Source organism: Alteromonas sp. ABH4_457 (assembly GCF_056160625.1).
The window spans coordinates 1-24,861 of record NZ_JBSWXN010000003.1; the positions used below are offsets into that span (position 1 = coordinate 1).

At 42.1% G+C, this 24,861-nt stretch carries 20 protein-coding genes; 3 read left to right on the forward strand and 17 right to left on the reverse strand.

The window, feature by feature from the left end; translation table 11 throughout:
• The first annotated feature begins 530 nt into the window (after nt 1-530).
• Nucleotides 531-1,301: a hypothetical protein gene (locus ACXAGR_RS06460; protein ID WP_474848841.1), complete on the forward strand. Its 771-nt coding sequence runs from the start codon at nt 531-533 to the stop codon at nt 1,299-1,301.
• Nucleotides 1,302-1,344: 43 nt separating this feature from the next.
• On the opposite strand, the gene ACXAGR_RS06465 is transcribed toward ACXAGR_RS06460, so the two are convergent.
• The 7 genes from ACXAGR_RS06465 to ACXAGR_RS06495 form a co-directional block, all read right to left on the reverse strand.
• A complete protein-coding gene (locus ACXAGR_RS06465; RefSeq protein ID WP_474848843.1) occupies nt 1,345-2,532 on the reverse strand; it encodes a nucleotide sugar dehydrogenase in 1,188 nt (395 codons plus the stop codon).
• A 34-nt stretch (nt 2,533-2,566) separates the two neighbouring features.
• Nucleotides 2,567-4,288, reverse strand: coding sequence for a glycosyltransferase family 2 protein (locus tag ACXAGR_RS06470; protein ID WP_474848845.1), 1,722 nt, complete (start codon nt 4,286-4,288; stop codon nt 2,567-2,569).
• A gap of 79 nt (nt 4,289-4,367) precedes the next feature.
• Entirely contained in the window at nt 4,368-5,450 is a 1,083-nt protein-coding gene (gene rfbB, locus ACXAGR_RS06475) for a dTDP-glucose 4,6-dehydratase (protein ID WP_474848847.1), read from the reverse strand.
• Entirely contained in the window at nt 5,447-6,325 is an 879-nt protein-coding gene (rfbD, locus tag ACXAGR_RS06480; protein ID WP_474848849.1) for a dTDP-4-dehydrorhamnose reductase, read from the reverse strand. Before rfbD ends, rfbB begins: the two co-directional genes overlap by 4 nt.
• 9 nt (nt 6,326-6,334) lie before the next feature.
• Nucleotides 6,335-6,880 carry a dTDP-4-dehydrorhamnose 3,5-epimerase gene (gene rfbC / locus ACXAGR_RS06485; protein WP_303575284.1) on the reverse strand — a complete coding sequence of 182 codons (546 nt, stop codon included), beginning with the start codon at nt 6,878-6,880 and terminating at the stop codon, nt 6,335-6,337.
• Between the two features lie 40 nt (nt 6,881-6,920).
• Entirely contained in the window at nt 6,921-7,802 is an 882-nt protein-coding gene (gene rfbA, locus ACXAGR_RS06490) for a glucose-1-phosphate thymidylyltransferase RfbA (protein ID WP_474848851.1), read from the reverse strand.
• 112 nt (nt 7,803-7,914) lie between these two features.
• Nucleotides 7,915-8,973 carry a hypothetical protein gene (locus ACXAGR_RS06495; protein WP_474848853.1) on the reverse strand — a complete coding sequence of 353 codons (1,059 nt, stop codon included), beginning with the start codon at nt 8,971-8,973 and terminating at the stop codon, nt 7,915-7,917.
• Between the two features lie 200 nt (nt 8,974-9,173).
• Here ACXAGR_RS06495 and ACXAGR_RS06500 point away from each other — a divergent pair, with 200 nt between their 5' ends.
• Nucleotides 9,174-11,990, forward strand: coding sequence for a glycosyltransferase (locus ACXAGR_RS06500; RefSeq protein ID WP_474848855.1), 2,817 nt, complete (start codon nt 9,174-9,176; stop codon nt 11,988-11,990).
• A gap of 44 nt (nt 11,991-12,034) precedes the next feature.
• On the forward strand, nt 12,035-12,823 hold the full coding sequence (locus ACXAGR_RS06505; RefSeq protein ID WP_474848857.1) for a polysaccharide lyase: 789 nt from the start codon (nt 12,035-12,037) through the stop codon (nt 12,821-12,823).
• Between the two features lie 32 nt (nt 12,824-12,855).
• Here ACXAGR_RS06505 and ACXAGR_RS06510 read toward each other — a convergent pair whose 3' ends face one another.
• The 10 genes from ACXAGR_RS06510 to ACXAGR_RS06555 all read right to left on the reverse strand — a co-directional run bounded on the left by ACXAGR_RS06510 (nt 12,856) and on the right by ACXAGR_RS06555 (nt 24,859).
• Nucleotides 12,856-14,457 carry a hypothetical protein gene (locus tag ACXAGR_RS06510; RefSeq protein ID WP_474848859.1) on the reverse strand — a complete coding sequence of 534 codons (1,602 nt, stop codon included), beginning with the start codon at nt 14,455-14,457 and terminating at the stop codon, nt 12,856-12,858.
• A gap of 42 nt (nt 14,458-14,499) precedes the next feature.
• Complete coding sequence (locus ACXAGR_RS06515; RefSeq protein WP_474848861.1) at nt 14,500-17,199, reverse strand: glycosyltransferase; 2,700 nt, start codon at nt 17,197-17,199, stop codon at nt 14,500-14,502.
• A gap of 98 nt (nt 17,200-17,297) precedes the next feature.
• Nucleotides 17,298-17,957 carry a hypothetical protein gene (locus ACXAGR_RS06520; protein WP_474848863.1) on the reverse strand — a complete coding sequence of 220 codons (660 nt, stop codon included), beginning with the start codon at nt 17,955-17,957 and terminating at the stop codon, nt 17,298-17,300.
• Between the two features lie 225 nt (nt 17,958-18,182).
• On the reverse strand, nt 18,183-19,232 hold the full coding sequence (locus tag ACXAGR_RS06525) for a hypothetical protein (RefSeq protein ID WP_474848865.1): 1,050 nt from the start codon (nt 19,230-19,232) through the stop codon (nt 18,183-18,185).
• A gap of 1 nt (nt 19,233) precedes the next feature.
• Entirely contained in the window at nt 19,234-19,686 is a 453-nt protein-coding gene (locus ACXAGR_RS06530) for a GDP-mannose mannosyl hydrolase (protein ID WP_474848867.1), read from the reverse strand.
• Nucleotide 19,687: 1 nt separating this feature from the next.
• Entirely contained in the window at nt 19,688-20,647 is a 960-nt protein-coding gene (gene fcl / locus ACXAGR_RS06535) for a GDP-L-fucose synthase (RefSeq protein WP_474848869.1), read from the reverse strand.
• A 39-nt stretch (nt 20,648-20,686) separates the two neighbouring features.
• Nucleotides 20,687-21,559 (reverse strand): class I SAM-dependent methyltransferase, encoded by an 873-nt coding sequence (locus ACXAGR_RS06540; RefSeq protein ID WP_474848871.1) that lies wholly within the window; start codon nt 21,557-21,559, stop codon nt 20,687-20,689.
• Nucleotides 21,560-21,581: 22 nt separating this feature from the next.
• On the reverse strand, nt 21,582-22,340 hold the full coding sequence (locus tag ACXAGR_RS06545) for a hypothetical protein (protein ID WP_349583656.1): 759 nt from the start codon (nt 22,338-22,340) through the stop codon (nt 21,582-21,584).
• A 1-nt stretch (nt 22,341) separates the two neighbouring features.
• On the reverse strand, nt 22,342-23,457 hold the full coding sequence (gene gmd / locus ACXAGR_RS06550) for a GDP-mannose 4,6-dehydratase (RefSeq protein ID WP_349583654.1): 1,116 nt from the start codon (nt 23,455-23,457) through the stop codon (nt 22,342-22,344).
• 22 nt (nt 23,458-23,479) lie between these two features.
• A complete protein-coding gene (locus tag ACXAGR_RS06555) occupies nt 23,480-24,859 on the reverse strand; it encodes a discoidin domain-containing protein (RefSeq protein WP_474848873.1) in 1,380 nt (459 codons plus the stop codon).
• Nucleotides 24,860-24,861 lie beyond the last annotated feature (2 nt).

Genomic DNA, 24,861 nt, shown 5'->3' on the forward strand with positions numbered 1-24,861 from the left:
TAGGCCTGCCGCCAGCGTTCAATCTGAGCCATGATCAAACTCTTCAATTAAATATATCGAAAAACTTTTATGAATCGTCGGTTGACACTCTCAACGAGTGCCCACACAGATTGTCTTGTTATAAATTTTTAAAGAACAATGCTAAGAATCTTCTTAGCTGCTTCAGTGTTTCTCCCTGAAGCGGGATGCGCATTCTACGCGCTTCGTTTCCAGTGTCAACATCTTTTTGAAATTTAATTTCTCAAGTGTTTTCAGTGAAAACTGTTATAACTCATCACGTTTGCTCTGTGTTATAACACTTCTTTAGTAGTCTCTTTCGTGACTCCCCGTCAGAAGTGGGGCGCATTCTAGAGATTTATAATCGCACGTCAACACCTATACCTAAAAAAGTTGTGTTTATGCGTTCGAATGATTACTTTATAGACTATACATACAATAATTAGACAATTTGAACTAATTGCGAATACGATAGCTCTATTATAAGAGCAATAATAGCGTCCATTAGGGACGCAATTTAATGAGGGTGGAGTATGACTCCCAGAGTTAGCATACCGTTTTTTGTAGTAGCTATGTGTTTACCCGCACTATGTTTCGCAGCATCTAACGCAGACACAGTTAAGAATAATAATGATGATTTTCAGATCCAGTTTCTGAAACGTCAGGTTGATCAAAACATGTCTATTGGCCGGGCTATCCGATCGATTGCCAGCCACTATCCCCAGGATGTGGTGTCTATTGTAGATGTTGCACTGGATACTTATCCTGATAAATACCGCGAAATTATCTTTGCCGCCATCTCAGCACAGCCCGCTTCTACTCAGGATATTGTGCAGATGGCAATTGAGAAAGATGTCAGTACCTGTACTAATATCGTTAAGCTGGCAATTCGCGCTGAACCCAGTTATGTAGATTTTGTTGTTCAGGCCGCAGCCGACACGACTCCGGAAGAGCTGGATGAAATCGTTCGTGTAGCAGTACAAACTGAACCTGACTCGGCCGATCGTATTGTGCAGACGTTATCTCAGGAGCATCCCAATAAGGTAATTGAGATCCTGTCAACCGCACTTAATACTGTACCCTATGTAGGCGAGTATGTTGTTGATGCATTGCTTGCAGTGTTCCCTGCCCAGTCGGATGAGGTAATTACCACCGCCCTGCAGCAAACTCATGCAGAGAAAGAGCAGGCAATCCGGATATTGGAAACAGCTCAAAGTTATGGTGTCAGTGACGATAAGCTGGCTGAATATGGCCAGTCCATAGGTTTAACTGACGAAGACATACAGATAGTACTGAACAGATAAAACAAAGGGGAGCAAACGCTCCCCTTCTTGTTTTCTTTCTTAATTAGTCTGCACCGAACAAATCGCGGCTGTAGACTTTTTCAAGAACATCACGGATATCATCTGTCACACGGTTAGCAACAATAACATCTGACATTTCTTTAAACGCATTCAAATCATTAATTACACGGGAATTAAAGAACTCATCCTCTTTAATAACCGGTTCATAGACCACCACTTCAATACCTTTGGCCTTAATACGTTTCATGATCCCCTGAATCGCACTGGCGCGGAAGTTATCCGAACCGGACTTCATGATCAGACGGAAAATACCGACAATTTTAGGACGGCGACTGATAATCGAATCGGCCACAAAATCTTTACGGGTACGGTTGGCATCGACAATAGCCTGAATCATATTGTTAGGCACATTACTGTAATTAGCCAGCAGCTGCTTCGTATCCTTAGGTAAACAGTAGCCGCCGTAACCAAAACTTGGATTGTTGTAGTGCTTGCCGATTCGAGGGTCAAGACCAACACCTTCAATAATCTGTTTTGAATCCAGACCATGGCTTTCAGCATAGCTGTCCAGCTCATTAAAATACGCAACCCGCATGGCCAGATAAGTGTTGGCAAAAAGCTTAATGGCTTCTGCTTCAGTACTGTCGGTAAACAGCACTTCGATATCTTCTTTAATTGCGCCCTGCTTGAGTAAGCCAGCAAACACTTCTGCCCGCTCACTTCTTTCGCCCACAATAATACGGCTTGGATAAAGGTTGTCGTAAAGCGCACGACCTTCACGTAAGAACTCAGGTGAGAATAGAAGATTGTCGGTACCGTGCTCAGCCTTTGCCTCACGGGTAAAGCCAACAGGTACTGTAGACTTCACTACCATTACTGCTTTCGGATTTACTTTCATTACAGTTTTGATGACTGAATCAACACTGCCAGTATTAAAATAGTTTGTTTGCGGGTCGTAATCAGTAGGCGTTGCGATAACCACGAAATCTGCATCGCGGTATGCCTCTTCAGCATCAAGGGTCGCTCTGAGATTAAGTTCCTTCTCCGCCAGATATTGAGAAATTTCTTTATCTTCAATAGGCGACTTCCGTGCGTTGAGCATTTCTACCTTTTCAGGAACTAAGTCAACAGCAACAACTTCATTGTGCTGGGCAAGCAGCACTGCGTTTGATAATCCTACGTAGCCAGTCCCGGCTACTGCGACTTTGAATTTCTTATTCGTCGGTTCCATTTTTTCTCACTATCTAAAGGTATAAATACTGTTTCTAAAAAGTTGGGGGCCCAAGGGCGGTAAACTCTTCACGACGCTTAATAGAAAAGTTCTCTCTCTTAAGTGTCAAATTAGGGCTGTATGCCGGGTCATGACTGATATAACCATGCCATTGACTACGCAAATATTCGAGTTCGCGATTAAAACGTGCCGCTTTTTCAGGAGCAACATCCAGGCCACGACTGACCGATTCATGATGATAAAGCTCGGCTTCGGCACAAAATACATTTCTGACACCAGTTTCTCTGACTCGCAAACAAAAGTCTACATCGTTAAAAGCAACGGCCAGATCCTGTTCGTTTAAACCACCGACTTCCAAAAATTTGGACTTTTTAACCAGTAAACAGGCTGCAGTCACAGCCGAGTAATTCTGAGTGGCCAGTAATCTTTTCATGTATCCGGGATGATATCGGGGGAAGTACTTATGCGCATGCCCTGCACCACCGCCATAGCCTAAAACTACTCCTGCATGTTGAATGCATCCGTCCGAATACAACAATTTAGCGCCTACACACCCAACATCGTCCCTCATCGCATGTCCGACCATATAAGTGAGCCAGTCAGGCTTAATAACTTCTATGTCGTTATTGATAAGGCCAATGATCTCACCGTTCGCGTGCGACACGCCAAAATTATTTATTGCCGAATAGTTAAATGGGCCGGGGTATTTGATCACCCTGATTTCAGGTAAAGCATCAAGAGAAGCAAAATACTCAAGGCTTTCCTTCTCATCCGAGCCATTGTCTATAAGGATGATTTCATAATTTTTATAAAGTGTTTTTTCCCTGATCGAATCGATACAAGCTTTAACCAGTTCTTTTGCATTTTTTGTAGGTATGACTAAAGAAACCAGAGGCTGCTTTTTAACAGGCCATTGCACATGGTTGATTTTTTGTTCAACATTTAATGCCGGGACAGCATCTGAGTGCTGCTTTGTCAGTCTTGCGATGTCTTCTAATGCAGACACTTCCTGTCTCGCATGAGCTTCATCATCACGTATTACCAAGACTGAAGGAATATGGCCAACACGCATATCAGATTTCGTTAACCAGAGCTCTGACGTTAAACCTGCAATAGAGACAGCACTAAGCTGAACAGTGTTCAGGAGCTCACGTTTAATCAGTACTCCTGTCGAAACATAGCCGGCAGAAAGTTGCAGCTCGGGATTCCAGTCAGGCAGGAAATGAGGTGAACCTGGCTTTTTGGGGTCTGCAGTAATATCTGTATCACAATAAACGAGATCATAAGAATCCTGCTGTAACAACGCAGACATCATGTAGCAAGATTGGGGACGCAATATATCTCCTGCGTTTATCAACAGCACATAGCTGCCAGTGTTCTGATTTCGCAGGAAATCATTAAATTCCGGGCAACCCTTTTCATCCTTTTTCGCAGGCCAGATTACATAAGGAAGGTTCAACGATTTGAGATTTTGAATAGTTTTTTCGTGACCAGACTCTCCGGCTACCACAACCAGAAGATCTGCAGACTTATCGCGGAAAGACACATTTTCAATCAGTTTATTGTGATGAGAAACAAACTCCCGATAAAGTTTCTTCTTCGTCCGCTTAGTTGGCTCACCATATGTGAGACCAGAACGCCGGATTGACTGACTGTAAAACGTGGTCAATCTTTCACTACGTTTTACCTTTTCACGAATTGGGGATGGCACCAACTTAATAGCCATCTGCACGGATTGCATTGCAATCTTCTTCATTTAAACCTGCTAATCATCGAACATTAAAAAAGCCGCATGGAAATGCGGCTTTTATACTAACACGGAATAGCGGAAAGAATTAATTTCCGGCCCCAAGACGCTCACCCTGATAGCTGCCGTCTAACACCGCTTTCCACCAGGCTTCATTGTTCAGATACCATTCGACAGTTTTGCGGATACCGCTTTCGAAGGTTTCCTGCGGGGTCCAGCCCAGTTCTTTCTGAATCTTTGAGGCGTCGATAGCATAGCGCATATCGTGGCCGGGACGGTCTGTGACGTATGTGATTTGCTCTGCGTACTTGGTACTTTTTGGCTTAACATCATCCAGAATGGTACAGATGGTTTTCACCACGTCGATGTTCTGTTTCTCGTTATGGCCGCCAATGTTATAGGTTTCACCGATTTCACCGTTCAGGGCTACCACAACCAGTGCGCGGGCATGGTCTTCCACATACAGCCAGTCACGGATTTGATTGCCTTTACCATAGACAGGTAAATCTTTTCCGGCCAGGGCATTCAGGATGACCAGCGGAATGAGTTTTTCCGGGAAGTGATACGGGCCGTAGTTGTTCGAACAGTTGGTCACCAGTGTTGGCAGTTTGTAGGTGCGCAGCCAGGCACGGACCAGCTGGTCTGAAGACGCTTTACTTGCAGAATAGGGTGAACTAGGTGCGTACGGTGTGGTTTCAGTAAACAGCGGCAGTTCGGTGCCCTCTTCCACTTCATCCGGGTGTGGCAGGTCGCCGTACACTTCATCGGTGGAGATATGGTGGAATTTAAAGCCGTCTTTCTTATCGCCCTCCAGCTTTGACCAGTACGCGCGGGCCTGCTCCAGCAACGTGTAAGTGCCGACGACGTTAGTCTGGATAAATTCACCCGGGCCGTCGATAGAGCGGTCAACGTGTGATTCTGCTGCCAGGTGCATGACGATGTCAGGCTGGTGTGTGGTGAATACACGTTTTACTTCGTCGGCATCGCAGATATCGACTTTCTCGAAGAAGTAGCGGTCACTGTCTGATACGGTAGTCAATGACTCCAGGTTACCGGCATAAGTCAGTTTATCTACGTTGATAACCGTATGCTCTGTGTCGTTAATCAGGTGTCGGACTACCGCCGAACCGATGAAGCCGGCACCGCCGGTGACTAGTATAGTTTTGCTCATTGTTCTTTGCTCTGTTCTGATTTCAGTGCATCCAGCATGGCGGAGAGTTGTGCACGCCAGTGGGCAGGTTGCAATGAAGAAAAGGTTTCGCGGGTCAGGGTTTTATCCAGCACACTGTAATGCGGACGTTTCGCCGGTGTAGGATATTGTGACGACGGGATAGGCAGGACAGGGGTCTTGCTTTCGAGCAGGCCTTTTTCAATTGCCAGTTCCTGAATGGCCAGTGCAAAATCGTACCAGCTGGTTATGCCTTCGTCTGTCCAGTGGAATACCCCTGCCGTTTTGTTTTGTGCGGCAAACAAACAGGCCTGTGCCAGCCCGCTTGCCAGTGTAGGCGAGCCAATCTGGTCATCAATTACAGTAAGCTGTGGTTTTTCTGCCATCAGGCGCAGCATGGTTTTAACAAAATTATTGCCGTGGGTCGAGTACACCCAGGCGGTGCGTATTAAGCAGCTTGAAGCCGGAATAGTATTAAGCAGTGCTTTTTCGCCGTCGGCTTTGGTTTTGCCGTATACGCCCTGCGGTTCGATGGTGTCATCTACTGTGTAAGGTGAGCCTTTCTTACCGTTAAATACATAGTCGGTAGACACATGCACCAGGAAGATACCGTTTGCTTTGCAGTAGTCAGCCAGATTTGCCACACCCTGTGTGTTAATCAGCGCCGCCGTTTCCGGTTCAGATTCTGCTTTATCTACCGCGGTGTAGGCCGAAGCATTGATGACAGCTTCAGGTTTAATGCTGTCCAGCGTTTCGGCGAGAGCTGCCGGATTCGTGATGTCGATATCATCACGACCCAGACAAACAATGTTGCCACCGCCTGCCTGCTGAAGCTCGTAAGCCAGTTGTCCGGATTTCCCTATTACAACAATTGACATGGGCTTTCCTTAAAATGCCGGTGCGTCGGTAAAGGCCAGGCCTTCCGCATCTTTTGCAGACAGCGACGGCGCTTCGCCGTTTACCAGCGGCCAGTTGATACCGATAGTCGGGTCATCAAACTTCACCGACACTTCTGAGGCAGGATGATAATAATCCGTGCACTTGTACACGAACTCTGCCGATTCACTGGTCACATAAAAACCGTGCGCAAAACCGGCCGGCACCCACAGTTGACGTTTGTTTTCAGCTGACAGCATTACGCCGACCCATTTGCCAAACGTGGGCGAGTCTTTACGCATATCCACCGCCACATCGAACACTTCGCCGCTGACCACACGGACTAACTTGCCCTGAGTCTGTTCCAGCTGATAATGCAGACCACGGAGAATGCCCTGCTTAGATTTTGAATGGTTGTCCTGTACGAAATCCACATCGGCACATTCCTGTTTGAACCAGTCAGTGCGGAAGGTTTCCAGGAAAAAGCCACGCTCGTCACCAAAGACGCGGGGCTCAATGATTTTGACATCCGGGATGTCTGTCGATACTACTTGCATGAAATGCTATTCCCAAAAATCGAACGTTGAAGATACGCGCTTAGCTCTTAACCCGACCACTGATGATCTTCATTAAATACTCACCGTAGCCACTTTTAATCAAAGGTCTGGCCAGCTTCTCAACCTGAGCAGCATCTATATAGCCCATACGGTAAGCGACTTCTTCAGGACAACAGACTTTCAGGCCCTGACGTTTTTCGATAGCAGCCACAAAGTTGGCAGCATCCAGCAGGCTGTCCAGCGTACCGGTATCCAACCATGCAGAACCACGCCCCATCAGTTCAACTTTAAGCGAGCCATCTTGCAGATAGAGGTTATTCAGGTCGGTAATTTCAAGCTCACCACGGGGAGAAGGCTTAACAGCCTTAGCAAAATCCACCACGCGGTTGTCGTAATAATACAGACCGGTTACTGCATAGTTTGATTTAGGCTTAGCAGGCTTCTCTTCAATAGACAGTGCATTCCAGTCATCGTCAAAATCAACTACGCCGTAACGTTCAGGGTCGTTCACGTGGTAGCCGAAAACTGTAGCACCAGAATCTTGCTCATAGGCATTCTTCAGCGAGACTTTTAAATCGTGACCATAATAGATGTTATCACCGAGAATAAGCGTACAGGCATCATTTCCGATGAACTCTTCACCAATGAGGAAAGCTTGTGCAAGGCCGTCCGGGGAAGGTTGTGCCGCATACTGCACATTGATACCTAATGCAGAGCCATCACCAATCAGTTCTATGAACCGGGCCTGCTCCTGCGGTGTGGTTATGATAAGAATGTCGCGTATACCGGACATCATCAGTGTCGCCAGCGGATAGAAGATCATCGGCTTGTCGTAAACCGGCATCAGTTGCTTGCTGACGACTTTAGTTAGCGGGTGAAGGCGTGTGCCTGAGCCACCGGCCAGTATTATTCCTTTTCTCAACCTAATTCTCCAACTTCTCATCATTTTGGTTCAGTTAAACAGCAGCCCCATACACTATCAATGGTTCACCTAAATAAACGCTCATATTAACTTTCAGTCGGTGCTTCAGAGCTTACATTATGAATTTCGCTATTCTCTCAAAAAGAACTCTCCAGGGAGGTGCAATCCGATGGAGTATTTCTAACCTTTCCGGATATTCAAGATGCAACCTCTGCTTCATTCCTTCCGTGTACGCTGCTTGCACAGCATGCCTGGAAATCTCTTTCCGCTGTAATAGATCTCGTAATACACTCTCAAATTCACTCAGAGATAGCTCTTGCTCTTTATAAGGCTTATTTTTCAACCAAGAGCACTCTTTATAAAACTCGGAAGACTTTAAGACATCATGACTTCGAAGAAAGTCCTTGAGTTGTCTGATATATATAATTTTGCATTCTTCAAACAGTTGATCAGACATCAGTGAATACGGCCTCGGATCTCCATAATTCTGTAATGCCAAATCTAGTTGTGTTTCTAACGCACCAACTTCCAGTTGATTGAACCAGCGCTTAACCTCAATACTTTCAAGACTATATGACGGATTTACACGACCAACATCAAAATCAACGCTGTTAAATTCAAGATTAAGAAAATCTAGAAAATCAGCAACTATACTATTGTTTTTAAATAATTTTTTGCAATACGGCCGAAGCTCGAATTTACCCTCATCTAACTGCTTTACAGTTAAACTAAGCGTTCTGAGTGTTGACTGAACCTGGGCAAGCGGTTCAAATTTTTCAACTTTTCCATGTCTTTTTACAGATTGGTTATAAGAAGATTGTAAAACCTCTAACCCAAAACGTATATAACCGATAAAAAGCGCATTGGGTACATTCAAACTTATTTCTTCCAACCTACGAAAAAAAAACTCAGAAGAAAAGACAATCGTATGGCAGCCCGCTATCTGTGCGTTATTAACTTGTTCATCGAACAGCTTCTTGGAAAAGTAAAAATCCTCATTCACAAACTCGAACGCAGATCTCAAGTTACCGGAGCTAACTCCATTTACGTCCAGGACATGATCGGGATAATAAATATGTTGCGATAATAACCAGTCACGATTTGACAATAACCACTTTTGAATAGCCGAAGTACCTGACTTAGGCGGCCCGAAATGAAAAACTACCTTCATAATAAATCAAACTCTGAACCACGCGGTTCTTATACCCTATCTTTCTACCAGCATTGTAGAGGCATGGACTGACAAGGGGTTCACAATGCAGAGAGTAATTATGCTACCCAGCATCCCGATAAACATTGCCGTATTAGACCACATTACACATACAGATTGCACAGGCGCATTCAGTTAATTCAGGTAGACATTCACCCTGCATGACTAATACCATTGTGAAATCACATACCTTTAAATTTGTTATGCTCGAAACAGCTCCTCAAGATCTATTGAATATTTTTGACACGTCCTGGTACCTAAGCACTTATCCTGATATTGCCAAAGCAGGTGTTGATCCTTTAACTCATTTCAAAAACCATGGCTGGAGGGAAGGTCGTTGGCCGTGTTTTATCGAAGCAGTTCAACAAGATAACGAGCTTTGGTCAACAAAAGACCATAGAGAAGCGTTTGCGCGACTACAACATTTAGCGGTAAATGCAGGAGAGCCAGAGAAGTCTTTAGCCAGTTGGTTCTTATGCCGTTGGCTTGCCAGTTGGGGGAATTGGAAAGAGGCTTTGACGTATGTAGAGGCTATGATGTACTCAAAGGAGCTTATCCTCTACATAAATCATGAAGGTCCTTATTTGCTGGGGTTCAGCATTTACTTTAAATGCAATCTGCTAGAGAAAGCAGCAGAAGTATTGTCAAATTCGAGTTGGAGATCCTCCAATAACAAAACTCTTGCTGCATCCATGCTCAAAAATGACAAAGCTAAAATAAAGTCTATTAATGAAATTTTTGCCAAGAATAATCTCGCAGAGCTTTCTATTGTCGACCGGCCAACTTTAGAAAAATTGTCTGGCGAAGCTCCCAAAGTTAGCACATCATTTTACAGTCCCTTGGTATCAATAATTATCCCATGTTTCAATGCAGAAAAAACTATTTCAACTGCTCTGCGAAGTCTTACCGACCAGACATATACTAAAATAGAAATTATAGTCGTTGATGACGCATCTACCGATAGTAGCGGAAATATTGTTCGCTCTCTGTCAAAGCTAGATAAAAGAATAAAATACATCAGACTAAAGAAAAATAGTGGTGCTTATTACGCCAGAAATGAAGGACTACAGTCTTGTAATGGTCGTCTTATAACTGTTCATGATGCTGACGACTGGTCTCACCCCCAGAAAATACAATTGCAGGTTAGTGCGTTTTCAAAAAACAGAAAAACAAAAGCAACTATATCCCATTGGGTCAGAACCGACCCTGACTTATGTTTTGAACGATGGAGAATGGAAGAAGGATGGATATACAGAAATGTATCCAGCCTGATGTTTAAGCGTTCTGTTTTCAGGAAATTAGGTTTTTGGGACAATGTATCCGTCAATGCTGACACAGAATATTATCTCAGAATTTTAAAAAAATTTGGCAATTCTTCTGTCTTAGAAGTTTATCCTGGTATTCCTCTTTCGTTCGGGAGAGTAGACAGGAACTCTCTTACTCAGACCAGTGCAACCCACCTCAGAACACAATTCAACGGTATTAGGAAGGATTACCACGAAGCTGCAATATGCTGGCATACGCTAAAAAGAAGACTTTATATGCCGAAAGATGGCATACGGAAGTTTATTGCCCCCCCGCATATATGTCGTGGAAGTAACCAGGTAAGACTAGATAATCTTTATCGCTACTTAAAAACTCGCAATTTATTTGACGATTCCTGGTATTTAAATGCTTATCCAGATATCGCCGAAGCAAAAGTTGAACCGTTAAAACACTTCATCAGATTTGGCATTTCCGAAGGCAGAGATGCGACACCTTCAGTCAGCATAAGCGCGCTGGCTAAAATAAAAAATATAAGTAACCTGGAGGCCATTTCTGAATGGGCATCAAACACTGGTGATTATACCTTTCCGTTATCTCAACGTGGGTTACAAAACACTGCAAAAGAAAATCGGGTTTTAATGGTTGCTCATCTTGCTGGTGATAAAGTATTCGGAGCGGAAAAGAGTTTTGTTGATTGTGCCCGAATGCTGTCAGAATCTGGTGTAGGTGTCGTAGCAATACTCCCGAGTGCACAAAACAGTGAGTACTGTACAGGACTACTTAATTATGTTGAAGCTATTTACTATATGCCTTTAATCTGGTGGCGACGGGGCCGTGATGAACAAACGGAACTGACAAAAAACGTGATGCAAGTCATCAATTTTACCAAGCCCGATCTCGTATATATCAACACATTGACTCTTTTGGAACCAAGTATCGCAGCAAGAAATTCAGGCCTTAAAACTGTGGTTCATATACGAGAGTTACCGAACCATGACCCAGATTTGTGTATAAGGCTCAAAGCTGACCCTGACCAGATCAGGAACCATATCGATAAGACTGCAGATGTAATTATCGCTAACTCACAAGCCACTGCAGACTATATAAGCCTTGGTAGCAAAACCACTGTTATACAAAACGCGATTAACATAAATGACTTTAATCCGGGAGCAGTCGACGAAAGTGACAATCCCCTTAAAGTGGCAATGCTTAGTAGTAATGGTATCAAAAAAGGTATAAAGGATTTTTTCTACTTAGCCGGCGAGGCTTCCAGGCGCGAATTAGAAATTGAGTTTTACCTTTATGGGCCCGAAACAAAAGAGCTCAAAACGCTTATGTCGAACTACTCTGAAGGCAACATTAATTTTTGTGGTTATGCTGAGTCACCCGTTAATGCCCTAAGTGACAAAGACGTCGTACTTAATCTATCGCACTTTCAAGAGTCTTTCGGAAGAACAATTATTGAAGGGATGGCTAGTGGTTGCGTTCCAGTCTGCTACTCGTGGGGCGCTCTTCGTGAGACAGTTGACTCTTCCTTTGGTTGCCTTGCTGAAATCAAAGACTGGCAATCAATTTTAACCCACCTTGAAAAACTATCAAAAGATAGAAAAACATTGAAAGCTATGAAATGTAGAGCTCTCGCTGTCGTTAAGGAGAAATACGACTCAACTGTGATAGCAAGAAAATTAAAACAAACGCTTTTTCATGCATAGCTGAGAATGAGAAAGTGAGCAATGAAAGGAAAAGTTAAATCAAAATGATCTCATCGCCGACACTAAAAAAAATACTTCTGCTTGTATTATTGTCAGCTGTTTTACTTGTTCTTAATGAGCTAGCGCCCAAGTATACGGAGCATAATACACTGCTGTATTCAGAAGACTTTGAGACAATGAGTTTAGGAGAAACTTGGTTTGATCAAAAACTTAGAGTAATCTCTGCAACTGAACCGGGAACATATGATCATATAATAGAACATTCATACATACCCAGTTCTTCGGGAACACCTTATGTCGGCCGTCGTTTTAATCTTTCTCATCCTGTCAGTGAGGCTACACTAACCTTTGATATGAAGCTTGATAAAGATTTTGAATTTATCAAAGGAGGCAAAATGCATGGTTTGGCCGGGGGGACCGCCACTACAGGCTGCAGTCCGGTGGATCCCAACGGATGGTCTGTGAGAATGATGTGGAGAGAAGCAGGCAGACCGGTTCTTTATATCTATCATCAGGATCGAAAGGCCCGATGCGGTGATGACACTCCTGTCTTTTCTGAGTTCAACTTCAAACCGGAAACATGGTACAAAATTTCACTATACGTGAAGCTGAATTCTGCAATTGGTTCAAGAGACGGCATAGTATCTCTGTATATTGACGAAACCAAACAGGCAGAAGCTAATGGATTAAATCTGTCCGGAAATTTAAATAAGAAAATAGAATATTTTCTTTATAGTTCCTTTTATGGTGGAAATGACCCAAGTTGGAGCCCTTCAAAAACCACGATTGCTTTTTATGATAATTTTGAAGTAAATGAAGGTCTTCATCCATAAAGCTTGGCTGGTAACTTTAAAAACAGCCCCCGTTAATGGGCCAACGCTCTGAATACATCTCCGGCTTTAGAAACGCCATTTTTACTCATTGCCAGCATATTACCCCGATACTTGTGCAAAGGTTTTTTTCCGTCGGAATATTTATATTCAGTGAGGTATTCATAGCTACCAACCCCTTCAGGTTTAGGTTTGCTACTAATCAGAATATCCAGATGATGGTTTGCTTTGGAAATCGCACCAGATTCAAAATAAAGTGATGCCAGTACAGCGTGATAAAATAAGCAGTCAGGTGTATACAATAATGCTTTTTCCAAATGCAGGATTGCATTGCTCCTTCCTATAATGTCCTTATAGTTAAAGACTAGGTGCCAGGAACCAAATCCATTTTGAAAATCGTCGAATGATTCTGAAACACTACTTTCGAGCACATCTATAATATGGTTCGCCATAGCATGGCGGTTAAAATTATCGTCAGGAGAGCAAATAGGAGTATGTCCTATCCATTCTGCTAACTGAGAAAAACCGCTGTTTCCAGCATAAATCCTATCTGTCCGGGACATGAGGACTATATCGAAAATAGCTTTCTGCAACTGTGTCATCTTCCGAAGCCCAGCCCAATCACCGAAGTAACTACTATTATTCCGGTCAGCCAGTTTACGGCAAACATCTTGATTCTCACCAAAGATGATTACTTGGAAATTATCACTATTCGCTGCACCACATATAAAATCAGCTTGCGGATAAGAAATGACTTTGTTTGTATACCGGTCATCAAAACGATAGCGCCCGTAGACAATATCGCCACTACGCAAGTGTACAGAAATGCTAGGCGAATTTATTTCAATGCTTTTTGCAGTATTTATAGCAGATGTTATTTCGTCAGAAAAATCTATGCTTGAAAAGGCCTTGCCGAATACATCCCGGGAAAGCTTTTCTTGTAAAAATGGAAATTGATTGAAAATATTGGCCTGAGAAACTCTTAAAGAAATCGTCCCGCCGTTACCGGATAAATTTTCAACAGAATCAAAGTTTGAAATGTCATCAGGTATATCGCTAACAAAATACTTAGCCAGAAATTCGTCTGAAAACGTTTCTTTTGCGCTGGCTACAGAGTGAGAGTCACCTAAATGAGAAGAGGCAGGCCAGCTAAACCGAAAGTCGCAGTTAAAATATTCCGCGAGAACCAGACCGTTTAGAATGGATTTTATGCGTTCACCAAAACCATCTGAACGTGTCGAATAAAAAGTTATTTTTGGATTCTTGTCATTACAGGCAGCGTTGTTCAAATCCTCTAATAAAGGGGGTTTGGGTATACGCCCCTCATTCACACCGTAACGTAAGAAGTGGATGAGAGGATTTGTTTTACTTTTCCTGATGTCTTTATAACGTTCAAGATACCAAGCTGTATTAAATTTAGCAGAAGGATTAAACCCTAAATCTACCCCATGATTCAAATAGTGCTTTATAGCTCCAACTCTGGTCAGACACTCGACTTGATTCTCAGCAGGTATATCATTCTCTTTGACGTAGTAACCTTCATCAAACCAATCGCTTTCAAGAAGAAACTTCAGATTTTGAGAAGTCTGCTTTTCAGCGGATAACTTGCTTAATATTTTTTTTGTCAGGGAACGCATAAATTGTACTTTAAATCTAACTGAATATTTGTGAGTTGTTCATTACCGGTTTAATAGCCGTAGTAACTTTTCTTCAACAACAAGCGGTTCACAGTTATCCCTTACAAAGTTAAAGCCTCTCAGAGCCTGTTCTGAATACAGCTCATGATTTTTCCAAAGCTGGAGGACTGTTGCAGACACCTCATTTGGTTTGCAGTACACAGCTGCATCACCAAACACATCTTTATAGACGTGAGGTAAAATAGTCACCTTCCCGGCAGCCATTGCTTCCATGATATTTCGACCAAACTCTTCAATGTAATCATCATGTGTGAAATGAAGGAAAAAATCCAAATCACTGATAAAATCACTCACGTCGATTGAATCAAAATCAAAAACCTGCCAGTTAGATGGAATGCGCCCCAAAAGCTTGCGAGGTGTTCTTACACCTCCCATAAGTCGCATATCGATACCAGATTCACCTGCACAATATGCAGCTTTAAGCTCCCGGGAAGAAGCAGGCCACTTAGTCCAGTGGTCTCTGCTATGCCGGCCAACAATAATAGGACGTGCATCTGTTCCAAAATCTGCAGCTACCGCAGGCATCTTTGAAGGTAACGCTTTACTGTATGGTGGATACCAAATCTCATCATGGAGATGTTCACCTCCGCCGGCTAACTTCAATGTTTTTTCTACAACAGAGGATATAGGGATCCACACGGGTTTCTGCTTAAATAACCTGAGGCACTGCTCATTTACTTCGCTCTCGAAGTAATAGTGAGGTTGTTCTGACCACAATTGCATTGGAGACTGATTAACCAGGATACCAACTGTTTTACACTCGATATCAGGAAATGCATCCAGTTCATATTTAAGAATGGGGGGGTGGTGTATGACTATAAGATTAGCTGTAATCTCATCTTCATGTACCAGTATATCAACGTTATTATGGTAAGAAAGTTCGGTATATTCTGGCGCTATTTCTGCTAACGCCAAATCATAACGCGGCCAGTGAAAGAGTCCAACTCTCAAGCCCGAGTTTATTGCAGCATTAATATAACCTTCATTGCATCTTCTTGTACCACCTAATAAACTCAAATCAGACACAATGACTAAATCGTATCGGGAGTTTATATTCCAATTATTAGGCGCTAAACCAGCCGGGATTGGGAAGGGAGCCTTAAGCGATATTCTATCAGTAACAATACTTTTCGCATCACTCGCTACTACATTCTCCCGCCAAAACTTCGCTTGACGTGAGTATTCGTACCGGACGCCGAAGGTCAGACTGTTCAGGCTGGTTTTTTTGCTTTGAGTCAGAGAATTTTCATGAACCAGGAAGAATGACAAAGGTACGCCCGTAAGGATATCTTTGACAGAATTTTTCCCCCAAAGAATCCGAGCCCGCTGAACAAATTCGTCGTCTGCATTAGCTGAAACACCGTCCCACATCCCTAGATCGTCAAGGTCAGATTTTCGGATTAACACTGAAGGATAACTTCGGTGTACATAATCTAAGTTATTACGCTGAGGGCGAAGTAGAAATTTCATGTCCGGCAATACTCTTGCCATCATTGAACACGTGACTTTTAGTCTCGGATCACTAAACATAGCGCCAAGCTGGACTTCTAACATCTGAGGATGAGACCAGTCATCACTGTCATGCACAGTAATATAGTCACCAGTTGCAAGGCTCAACGCCTTATTTCTGGTGCCATATGCTCCAAGATTTTCCTCATTTTTATAGACTTTCAGTCTGGAATCAGCTTCAGCGAACTCCTTCAATATTTCAAGAGAGCGGTCCGGACTGCAGTCGTCTACAGCAATAATTTCAAGATTAGACCACGTTTGAGCCAACAACGATTTTATTGCAACCCCTATAAATTCTTCTGCTTTGTAAACGGGTACTAATATGCTTACTTTTGGGCCGTCATTTATCGTAGTTAATTTTTCTAAAACATCCACGTTGCCAAAAGTCATTCCCCTATCGGGTTTGATAAATTCCAGCTTCGCTAATCCATAGTACTCATAAATTCTATTTATTATCTTGAGTCTACTTTCACATGTCTCGCCGATATTGCCTAATGCGCAAACCAAATCACTGTCGAAGTTTACTTCTAATGAAGGCTCTATAAATTCAATCGCCTTTTCATGCATTCCTTGCTGTATATAGCTTTCGATAAGCAAGAGCTTTGTGCGCTTAGAACGATAAAATTTCATATCGATAATGCGCGTGCTTTTGATGAGTTTTGTAACTTCAGACCAATTTGAATTTGAAGCATGCCATCTTGCCAGAGTGTAAAGTCCTGTTATTCGATCTGCAGCCGAAACGCTCTGGTCCTCGACTAGTCGCTCCAGATCTTTTACTGCATATTTGCTAAAGCCACCCCATATCTTCGTACAGAGGTCGTTGACCACCGACTTACTGCTACTACGTTGCTTTACGGTTGTCCCGGCACTTGTTGCTCGCCCTTCATCCTTCCCGTGTTTGATATAGTGTATTAACGGATTAATACCCGATGAACGAACATCAGAATATTCGTTGAGGTACCATTCCGTATCAAATTCCGGGTTGGGATATCTGGCTTCTGATGTTCCGAACTTGAGGAAATGTATTACCGGATCAATTTCTGACTCTTTAACATCTGCATATTTGTCTAAGTACCAATTCTCATCAAAGAGCCCTGACTCTCTAATCAAGTTTGCCTGATTACGAAGTAAGCGTTTTTCTAAGTGGATAGAAAGTCCAGGAATTTTAAGCATATTGAACATCCGGCTATTACTACTATTATTCAAGTTTTAAAACCTAAGCTCTAACCTAACGAAATGGCAGAACCTAACGATACAATCAAGTTTGAGGTTTAGTCGTGGTCCGAGCCGAACGGGCCGGTACCTATGAGCTTGGAATCGATCCCGTAAGTATTAAATTCAGCCATATAAAATCTATCTACATCATAGACCTCTTCTGTAGCGATCATTTTATCCAATACTGATCCCATAACAGACCTGTTTTTAAAGACGACAAAATGAGCTCCGGTCATGATATAAGTTCCCCGCAGCTTCTTAAGTAAAACAGGCTTATCTCCATGTGGAGCATCCATCCATTTTTTACCCTTATAGTCTTTCAAAGGACCATTTTTGTTCACGCGATAGCGGGGACTGTAGAAAATAATTTCCCAATCCTCTGGCAGGGAATCTGGTAAATTTAATTCGTCAGACCAAAATGAATCGGCAACCCTTACGTCATCTTCAAGTAATATTGATGCCCCACCCTGACCCACTTCAATTGCATTTTCAATGGCAACTTTATGCGAAAGCCAGATACTTGCGACATGTATACGCTCGGCTAGTTGAGGCTGAAGTTTTATCCCTGCTTCCTGCGGACCATTTTCTAGCCTCACTGCAGAAATTCGGCTTACCGGCCACTTGCAGTTTTTAAGCTGACGCGCCATGTTTTCCTGTCTGTCGGTCCTGAAATCCAGGTTAATGTAAAAGACACCATCAATTTGGGTTGCTGACATGTACGATCCTCCAGGAACTATTAGCGAACTTATTCCCGACTCAAAGGAACCGACCCTATTGTTTTGAGTCGAAATGAAAAATGTTGGGACTGATTTTCTTCAAAAGCGGAACAGGATAAACGGCTTCAGGATGGTATTCAACACTGCATGAATATTGTTAAATTTCAATTTTAGTGCATAAACCCACAAAGAAGTTCATATTCATTTATTACGATGTCCATTTCATCAGACATACTCAACCAAAACTGACTCAAGTTCTGCTATCACTGAACGTTGTTCAGGCTGAAATGGAGTATGATCGTTGAGTAAAAAATCGCCATCTCTTTTGGGCTTGAGGAAAGAAACCTCAACCTTGCCTTCTTGAGAGTAAACAGGTTTGAGTAACGACCAGGACACATACCATAACTTTTTACTTTCATCGTAGAAACTATTGTCAAAGCGCTGTATTACTTCGTCTTTCCCTGATAATTTTAGCGCGGCATGAGTATGAGCCATGTCCAGTGCGAACCCCAGAATTCTGAAATCCCCTCCAGAAGATATAACGAGCTTTGAATTTTCGTAGTAAACACAAAAATCTACGCTCAATAGATTCGTTTTCCTTACCACCTTTCTTTCAGAATTGAGATGTATGATGTCTAATTTACTGGATATTCCCTCTTTTACAGGATTTCGGCTTGAACTACGGAATATGTTTATAGCTTTCCTTGCCATATTAAACAAACCATGCTTCTTATTCCCACGATGCAACTTACTGAAAATATGAAAAGTCTCTTCTGCTATTTTTTCAGAAAACTCAATAGATGGGTGATTAGAATCTCTCCACAAGTCTTTTGCAGTGCCAAAGCGGTTTGCAAGCTCAAACACATCTAAATACCTTACAAAATATTGATCACAGAGACTTTTCCATCGCTCAGTAGTTTCTGCAATTAACTGGCCATCCTCTCCCAGTACCGGTAGTAATAAAACAACGGGTGTGACACCGTTTTCAGAACAGTAAGAAAGGAAATGTCTGAACATCGATACTGAAATGCTTTGCTCATATCTATTTTTTGACATTGCCCGTTGCTCATTTACACAAACATCCAGCAACAGAAACTCTTCACGCTGAGATAAATCACTTCTTTCCAGTGCGTGGGCAATAACAGTGGGATGGCTTGAACCTATGGACAGGTTTTGCAGAACATTAACTCTTGCATTTTCAAAAAGATGGGCTGCATACCCTCCCTTTATAATTCCGTTGGATGTTCCTAGTATTTTGATATTTAATTCGTGCATATCAATTTACAAAATAGTCGCGAGAGTATTTATAGACACTCTCTGAGCGCACAGCTTCTTCAACGTTCATCCATTTATAATCACAATGCTGCTTATCCGGTAATTTTCCTAATGGCCGGTCCAAAGTAATCTGGTAACCAAGAACAACATAATGCGTACTAACGTTATCGCCGAAGATACTGTCATTGTAGAAATGCTCATATGGTCCAAGGAAAACAGCATCGGATATCCGTTTCTCTAAAGCCAACTCTTCTTTACAGAGCCGTGTAAAAGCATCAGCCATCGTTTCATTTTTCTGAATGCGACCGCCAGGCACAAACCAAAAATCCTTAGCAGGCTTGTTGTTTCGCTTTCCGAGCAAAACCTGACCTTCAGAATTTTTGACGATAAGGTCGATAGACACCAGTGGTGTACTATCGACAACAGTCCTGAAGGTCTCATCCGGCAGAAACATACTAACCTCTGAAGCTGTCCTGATTTTCGAGAAACCATTGATAAGACTGGGCGAGACCATCTTCAAGTGATACGGAGTATTGCCACCCGAGCGCTTTCAGTCGCGATACATCCATCAGCTTTCTGGGTGTACCGTCAGGCTTTGAAGTATCCCATTTAATGGCGCCCTTAAAGCCCGTTACTTTTGCAACCGTCTCAACCAGCTCCCTGATGGTACAGTCCACACCCGTTCCTACATTGATATGGCTGAGCATGGGCTGAGTATTTACTTCATAGGTTTCTTTATCAAGCTCCATCACGTGAATACTGGCTGCTGCCATATCGTCGACATGCAGGAATTCGCGCATAGGTTTACCACTGCCCCAGGCAACGACTTCTTCAGCGTTGCTTTGCGCGGCTTCATGGAAACGGCGTAACAATGCAGGGATAACGTGAGAATTTTCAGGATGAAAATTATCATTAGGGCCATATAAATTGGTTGGCATTACTGAGCGGTAGTCCCGTCCAAACTGACGGTTATAGCTTTCACACAACTTGATACCGGCTATTTTAGCAACAGCATAGGGTTCGTTGGTCGACTCGAGTGTACCGGTCAACAACGCTGACTCTGTCATTGGCTGTTCAGCCATTTTGGGATAGATACAGGATGAGCCCAGGAATAACAGCTTTTGTACACCGGTAGTGTGAGCTGCATGAATGATGTTCGACTCAATCATCAGGTTTTCATAAATGAAGTCTGCCGGATATTCATTGTTTGCGTGAATACCGCCAACCTTTGCAGCAGCAAGGTAAACTTCATCAATTTTGTTCTCAGCAAAAAACGTATTCACATCGTGTTGTGAAAGTAAATTTAGTTCCTTTCTGCTGCGGGTAATGATTTCAACATTGTCACGGGCACTGAGTGCCCTGACAATTGCTGAACCGACCATGCCATTGTGGCCGGCTATAAAAACGGTTTTCATATATCTACTCCCCAATGTAATTCTTCTATTGACGAATAATCATCGGATGCCAGGGACTGATAATCCAGCCTTACAAATAGGGATTTGTGAGTTCTTTTTTCCGTACGCAAATAATCTACCCCAAGAATTATCCCAGTGAAATTGAATGTCTTCAAAGCCTGCTTCTTTCATCATGCTTTCCAGCGCTGGACCAGAAAACTTGAAATAGTTCCAACCACCTCTGTTAAGCTCCTCTCTAGTGCCATTCGGATGATAGATATAATTCCCTTCAAATTTACAAATCGGCTCATCGGAATCAAACCCCGCTGTTTCAATTAAAATATCGCCACCAACAACCAGTGTATTGAAGAGTATGCGTAACGCTAAAACAGGATCTGAAAGGTGATAGATTACACCTGGGAAATAGACTCTATCGAACGAGTCGTAATAGTTTTGATCATTCAAAGAATATAATGAGCGTGAAAGAACTTCACCTTTTACACCGAAGGCCTCCATAAGATAAGAGGCAGTCTTGGCATATTTTTGAACTTCTTCAACAGCAGTAACTTTTCTACAAATAGTACTCAAAAGCAATGAGGTACCGCCAGTCCAGCAACCGATATCCAATATAGACTTATCGTTAAAGCTTTCGACTGTGACGGGGAATATATCTATAAATTTTTCCAGAAGTTCAATATGTCTATTTTTCATCAAGCCATCGACTTGAAAATCACCAAAATCGTGACTATGACCCCAGTGAAACTTTATACTTAAATCACGTTGCTGAGGAAGATCTTCTTCAGTGTAACCTTCAGATATGTAATCTATGTTCCCTATTCTACCTAATATACATTCTTTAAAATCATCTGCGGTAATGTGCGCCGCTAAATTAACCGTTTTAAAAAAAGAAAATTTTTCTTTTAAATATGACATACCAACTCTCTAGTAGTTTAAATTACATTTCTGGAACATAAGATTTATCGCGACCTTGCCTAGCGGCAAACAAAGGTAAGATGCCTTTTAAATTATCGAAATGAGGATAACTCTGCACTTCATAATGAGTGACTTCGCAGCCACTTAACTTTCGAAGCAAACTAAAGATACTTTGGTCGTGCCTGTGCTCAATAAATTGGGGATGATTAGGCAATTCTGATGGCGAGTCATTAGAGTAGTGGTAATTATTTTCGATAGAAATATCAACCCAACTCTTCACCAAATCTCTGTTTCTCTTATTATTAATTAAAAAAAAGAAGCCAGACGATAATTGAGTACTTCTCATTACTATCGAACTAAGGTCAACATTTAATCTACAAGCTAGATCAGCTTTCGTTCGACAGTATTCTGTATGCGTATTGGAAAAACCGAGGTTCTTAAACTCAGAATCACAGCACATCTCAACATATTCCAGTAACCTGTACCGGCCATCAGGATTAAATTTAAACCCTACATCGGAAAAAGCCAACACATCATTTTCAGGCAGGTTTGCAAGCGATTGATGTACAACCTGGGATTTCCAAATCCAATAACCGAATCCGCGTTTCTGGGACAGTATGTATCTTCCATGCTTTTCGAAATAACATGTATCAAGGGACTTCCTGTCTAAAACATTAACTGATTCAAAAAAGTTCATAGACAAGGCTTCATTAGTGAAACCTTGTCTTCTATTTTTAAATGCGCCGTCAGCAAAACTGACAAGATGAGCTTTCGCTTGCATGTTATTCTTTAGCAACCGCTACCGAGTAGCCATGCATTTTTAATAAAGCATGTTGTTTTGCTTTCTCTAGATCACTTTGAACCATTTCCGAACACATTTCTTCAACGGTAATTTCAGGTACCCAACCCAGCTTTTCTTTTGCTTTGGAGGGGTCACCCAATAACGTTTCGACTTCTGCCGGACGGAAATAGCGCGGGTCAACTTTTACAATCACATCACCCTTTTTAACGCCTGGGGCGTTATCGCCATCCACTGCTGTTACCGTAGCTATCTCATCTACACCTTCACCACTGAATTCCAGAGTAATACCGGCTTCCTTAGCTGACATACGTACGAATTCGCGTACAGATATCTGTTTACCCGTTGCGATGACGAAATCTTCAGGCTGCTCCTGCTGCAACATCATCCATTGCATGCGAACGTAATCTTTAGCATGGCCCCAGTCACGAAGCGCATCCATGTTTCCTAAGAAAAGACACTTCTCCAGACCTTGTGCAATATTTGCAATCGCTCGGGTAATTTTACGGGTAACAAAGGTCTCTCCACGGCGCGGAGATTCGTGGTTGAACAGAACGCCATTACATGCATACATGCCGTATGACTCACGGTAGTTAACTGTAATCCAGTACGCATACATCTTCGCTACGGCATATGGTGAACGCGGATAGAAAGGTGTAGTTTCTTTCTGTGGTATTTCCTGCACTAACCCATAAAGCTCAGAAGTGGATGCCTGGTAAAACTTTGTCTTTTTCTCTAGACCAAGGAAACGAATTGCCTCAAGTAAACGAAGTGTACCCATGGCATCTACATCAGCGGTGTATTCCGGAGATTCGAAAGAGACAGCTACGTGGGATTGCGCACCTAAATTGTAAACTTCATCTGGTTGTACTTCAGAGATGATACGGGTCAGGTTAGACGAATCTGTTAAATCACCGTAATGCAGGTGAAATTTAGGATTATCGTTGTGAGGATCCTCATAGATGTGATCAACACGTTCTGTATTAAATAAAGAAGCACGGCGCTTAATACCGTGTACTTCATATCCCTTTTCTAATAAAAACTCCGCTAAATAGGAGCCATCTTGACCGGTTACGCCCGTAATAAGTGCTTTTTTCATTAACAAATCTTCTTCAAAAAAATTAGTGTGTTTTTTGTACAGCATCTATAACAATTTTATGAAAGTTCAGACATCCTCTTGCAGCAAGCCTGACCCTAACAAAACGAGCCTCAGAATCTAATTTAGCACTATATACTTTGACTCTTCCATCATTCTCAATCGCTTGATCTTTCCGGTTAAACACCACTTCCCAATTAGTAGCATCCGAACTTATCTCAATTATTAAAGTATTAGATCTTTCAGCAAAGCCGATACGGTCCACTAGGTGAACAGAATCTATAAAGCAAACATTCTGCAAATCGAACAAGGCCCAAGGTTCAACTTCATCATTTGTATGCAAAAAATTAGTAAGCGTCCAGTTTTCATCTAAACAACAATTAGGATCCATGTTTTGATAAATAGAACTAACACTAACCAGTGATTCAGGACCTAAATCTTTATGATTAATTTTTATAAGTGGAAGTTCTTGTGCTTCAGGTATGATATGCCTATACAAACAGTCATCCCAAGCCTTTGGGGTAGAGTTGATTGACATAATCCCATCTTTAATGAACTGGTATAACTTTTTTAAACCAGTGTTTTTCTTTTGCAACAAATGAGCAAGTTTTACTTTAGATACCATCTCTGAATTACCTAAAGAACTATTATACAATCTTTGAACAACACCAGAAACATCATTCACTTGAAGATCAATACAATGAAAAACTGAACTTAGTAACTGCTCCTCGGTCTTAAAATACCTCTCACCTTTACGACAAAATTCACGATTTTTTGCAAATAGGGGTAAAAAACAATCAACTACTCTATTAAGTGCATTTGAACCGAAAGCGTAAAACTCTCCACCGTAAAATTTTAATTCTTGATCTCTAGCTTGTGAAAAAACAGTTGATACAATATCTTTACAGTCCGCTTGTGTTAATCCGTTAAGCTCTTTATCGCCTCTAAGTGGCATACCATAAGCTAGAATAGTATTCTCTAATACCGAATTTGTTAACTCACTGATATCGCTTAAAACCAAGCAATCATTATCACAAGCTATTATCGGTGAAATATTATTATCTCTACAATACTCGAGTACATCTAAAACATAAAAAACGTTGCCAAAATGCGCCTGCTTTATGGGCAGCCTTTTAGTAAATTCAAGTTCGATGACATTTACACCAATTGAAACCAAATAATCTCTAAACTTAAAACCATCAGAAAGTCTATCTGGTATATGATTGGAAAAAAAATACAGATTTTGATTTTCTGAAAAGACTCGTAAAGAGGTGAAAAAAGTTACAACGCAGCGATAATATATCTCTTGAAATTCATTTGAAGAAGAACTGTGCATACTTCCGGCTTGAGGAAAAATTGATTCATCACCCTCGGAGTCTGCAACAAAATATGTACACAAATTCATCT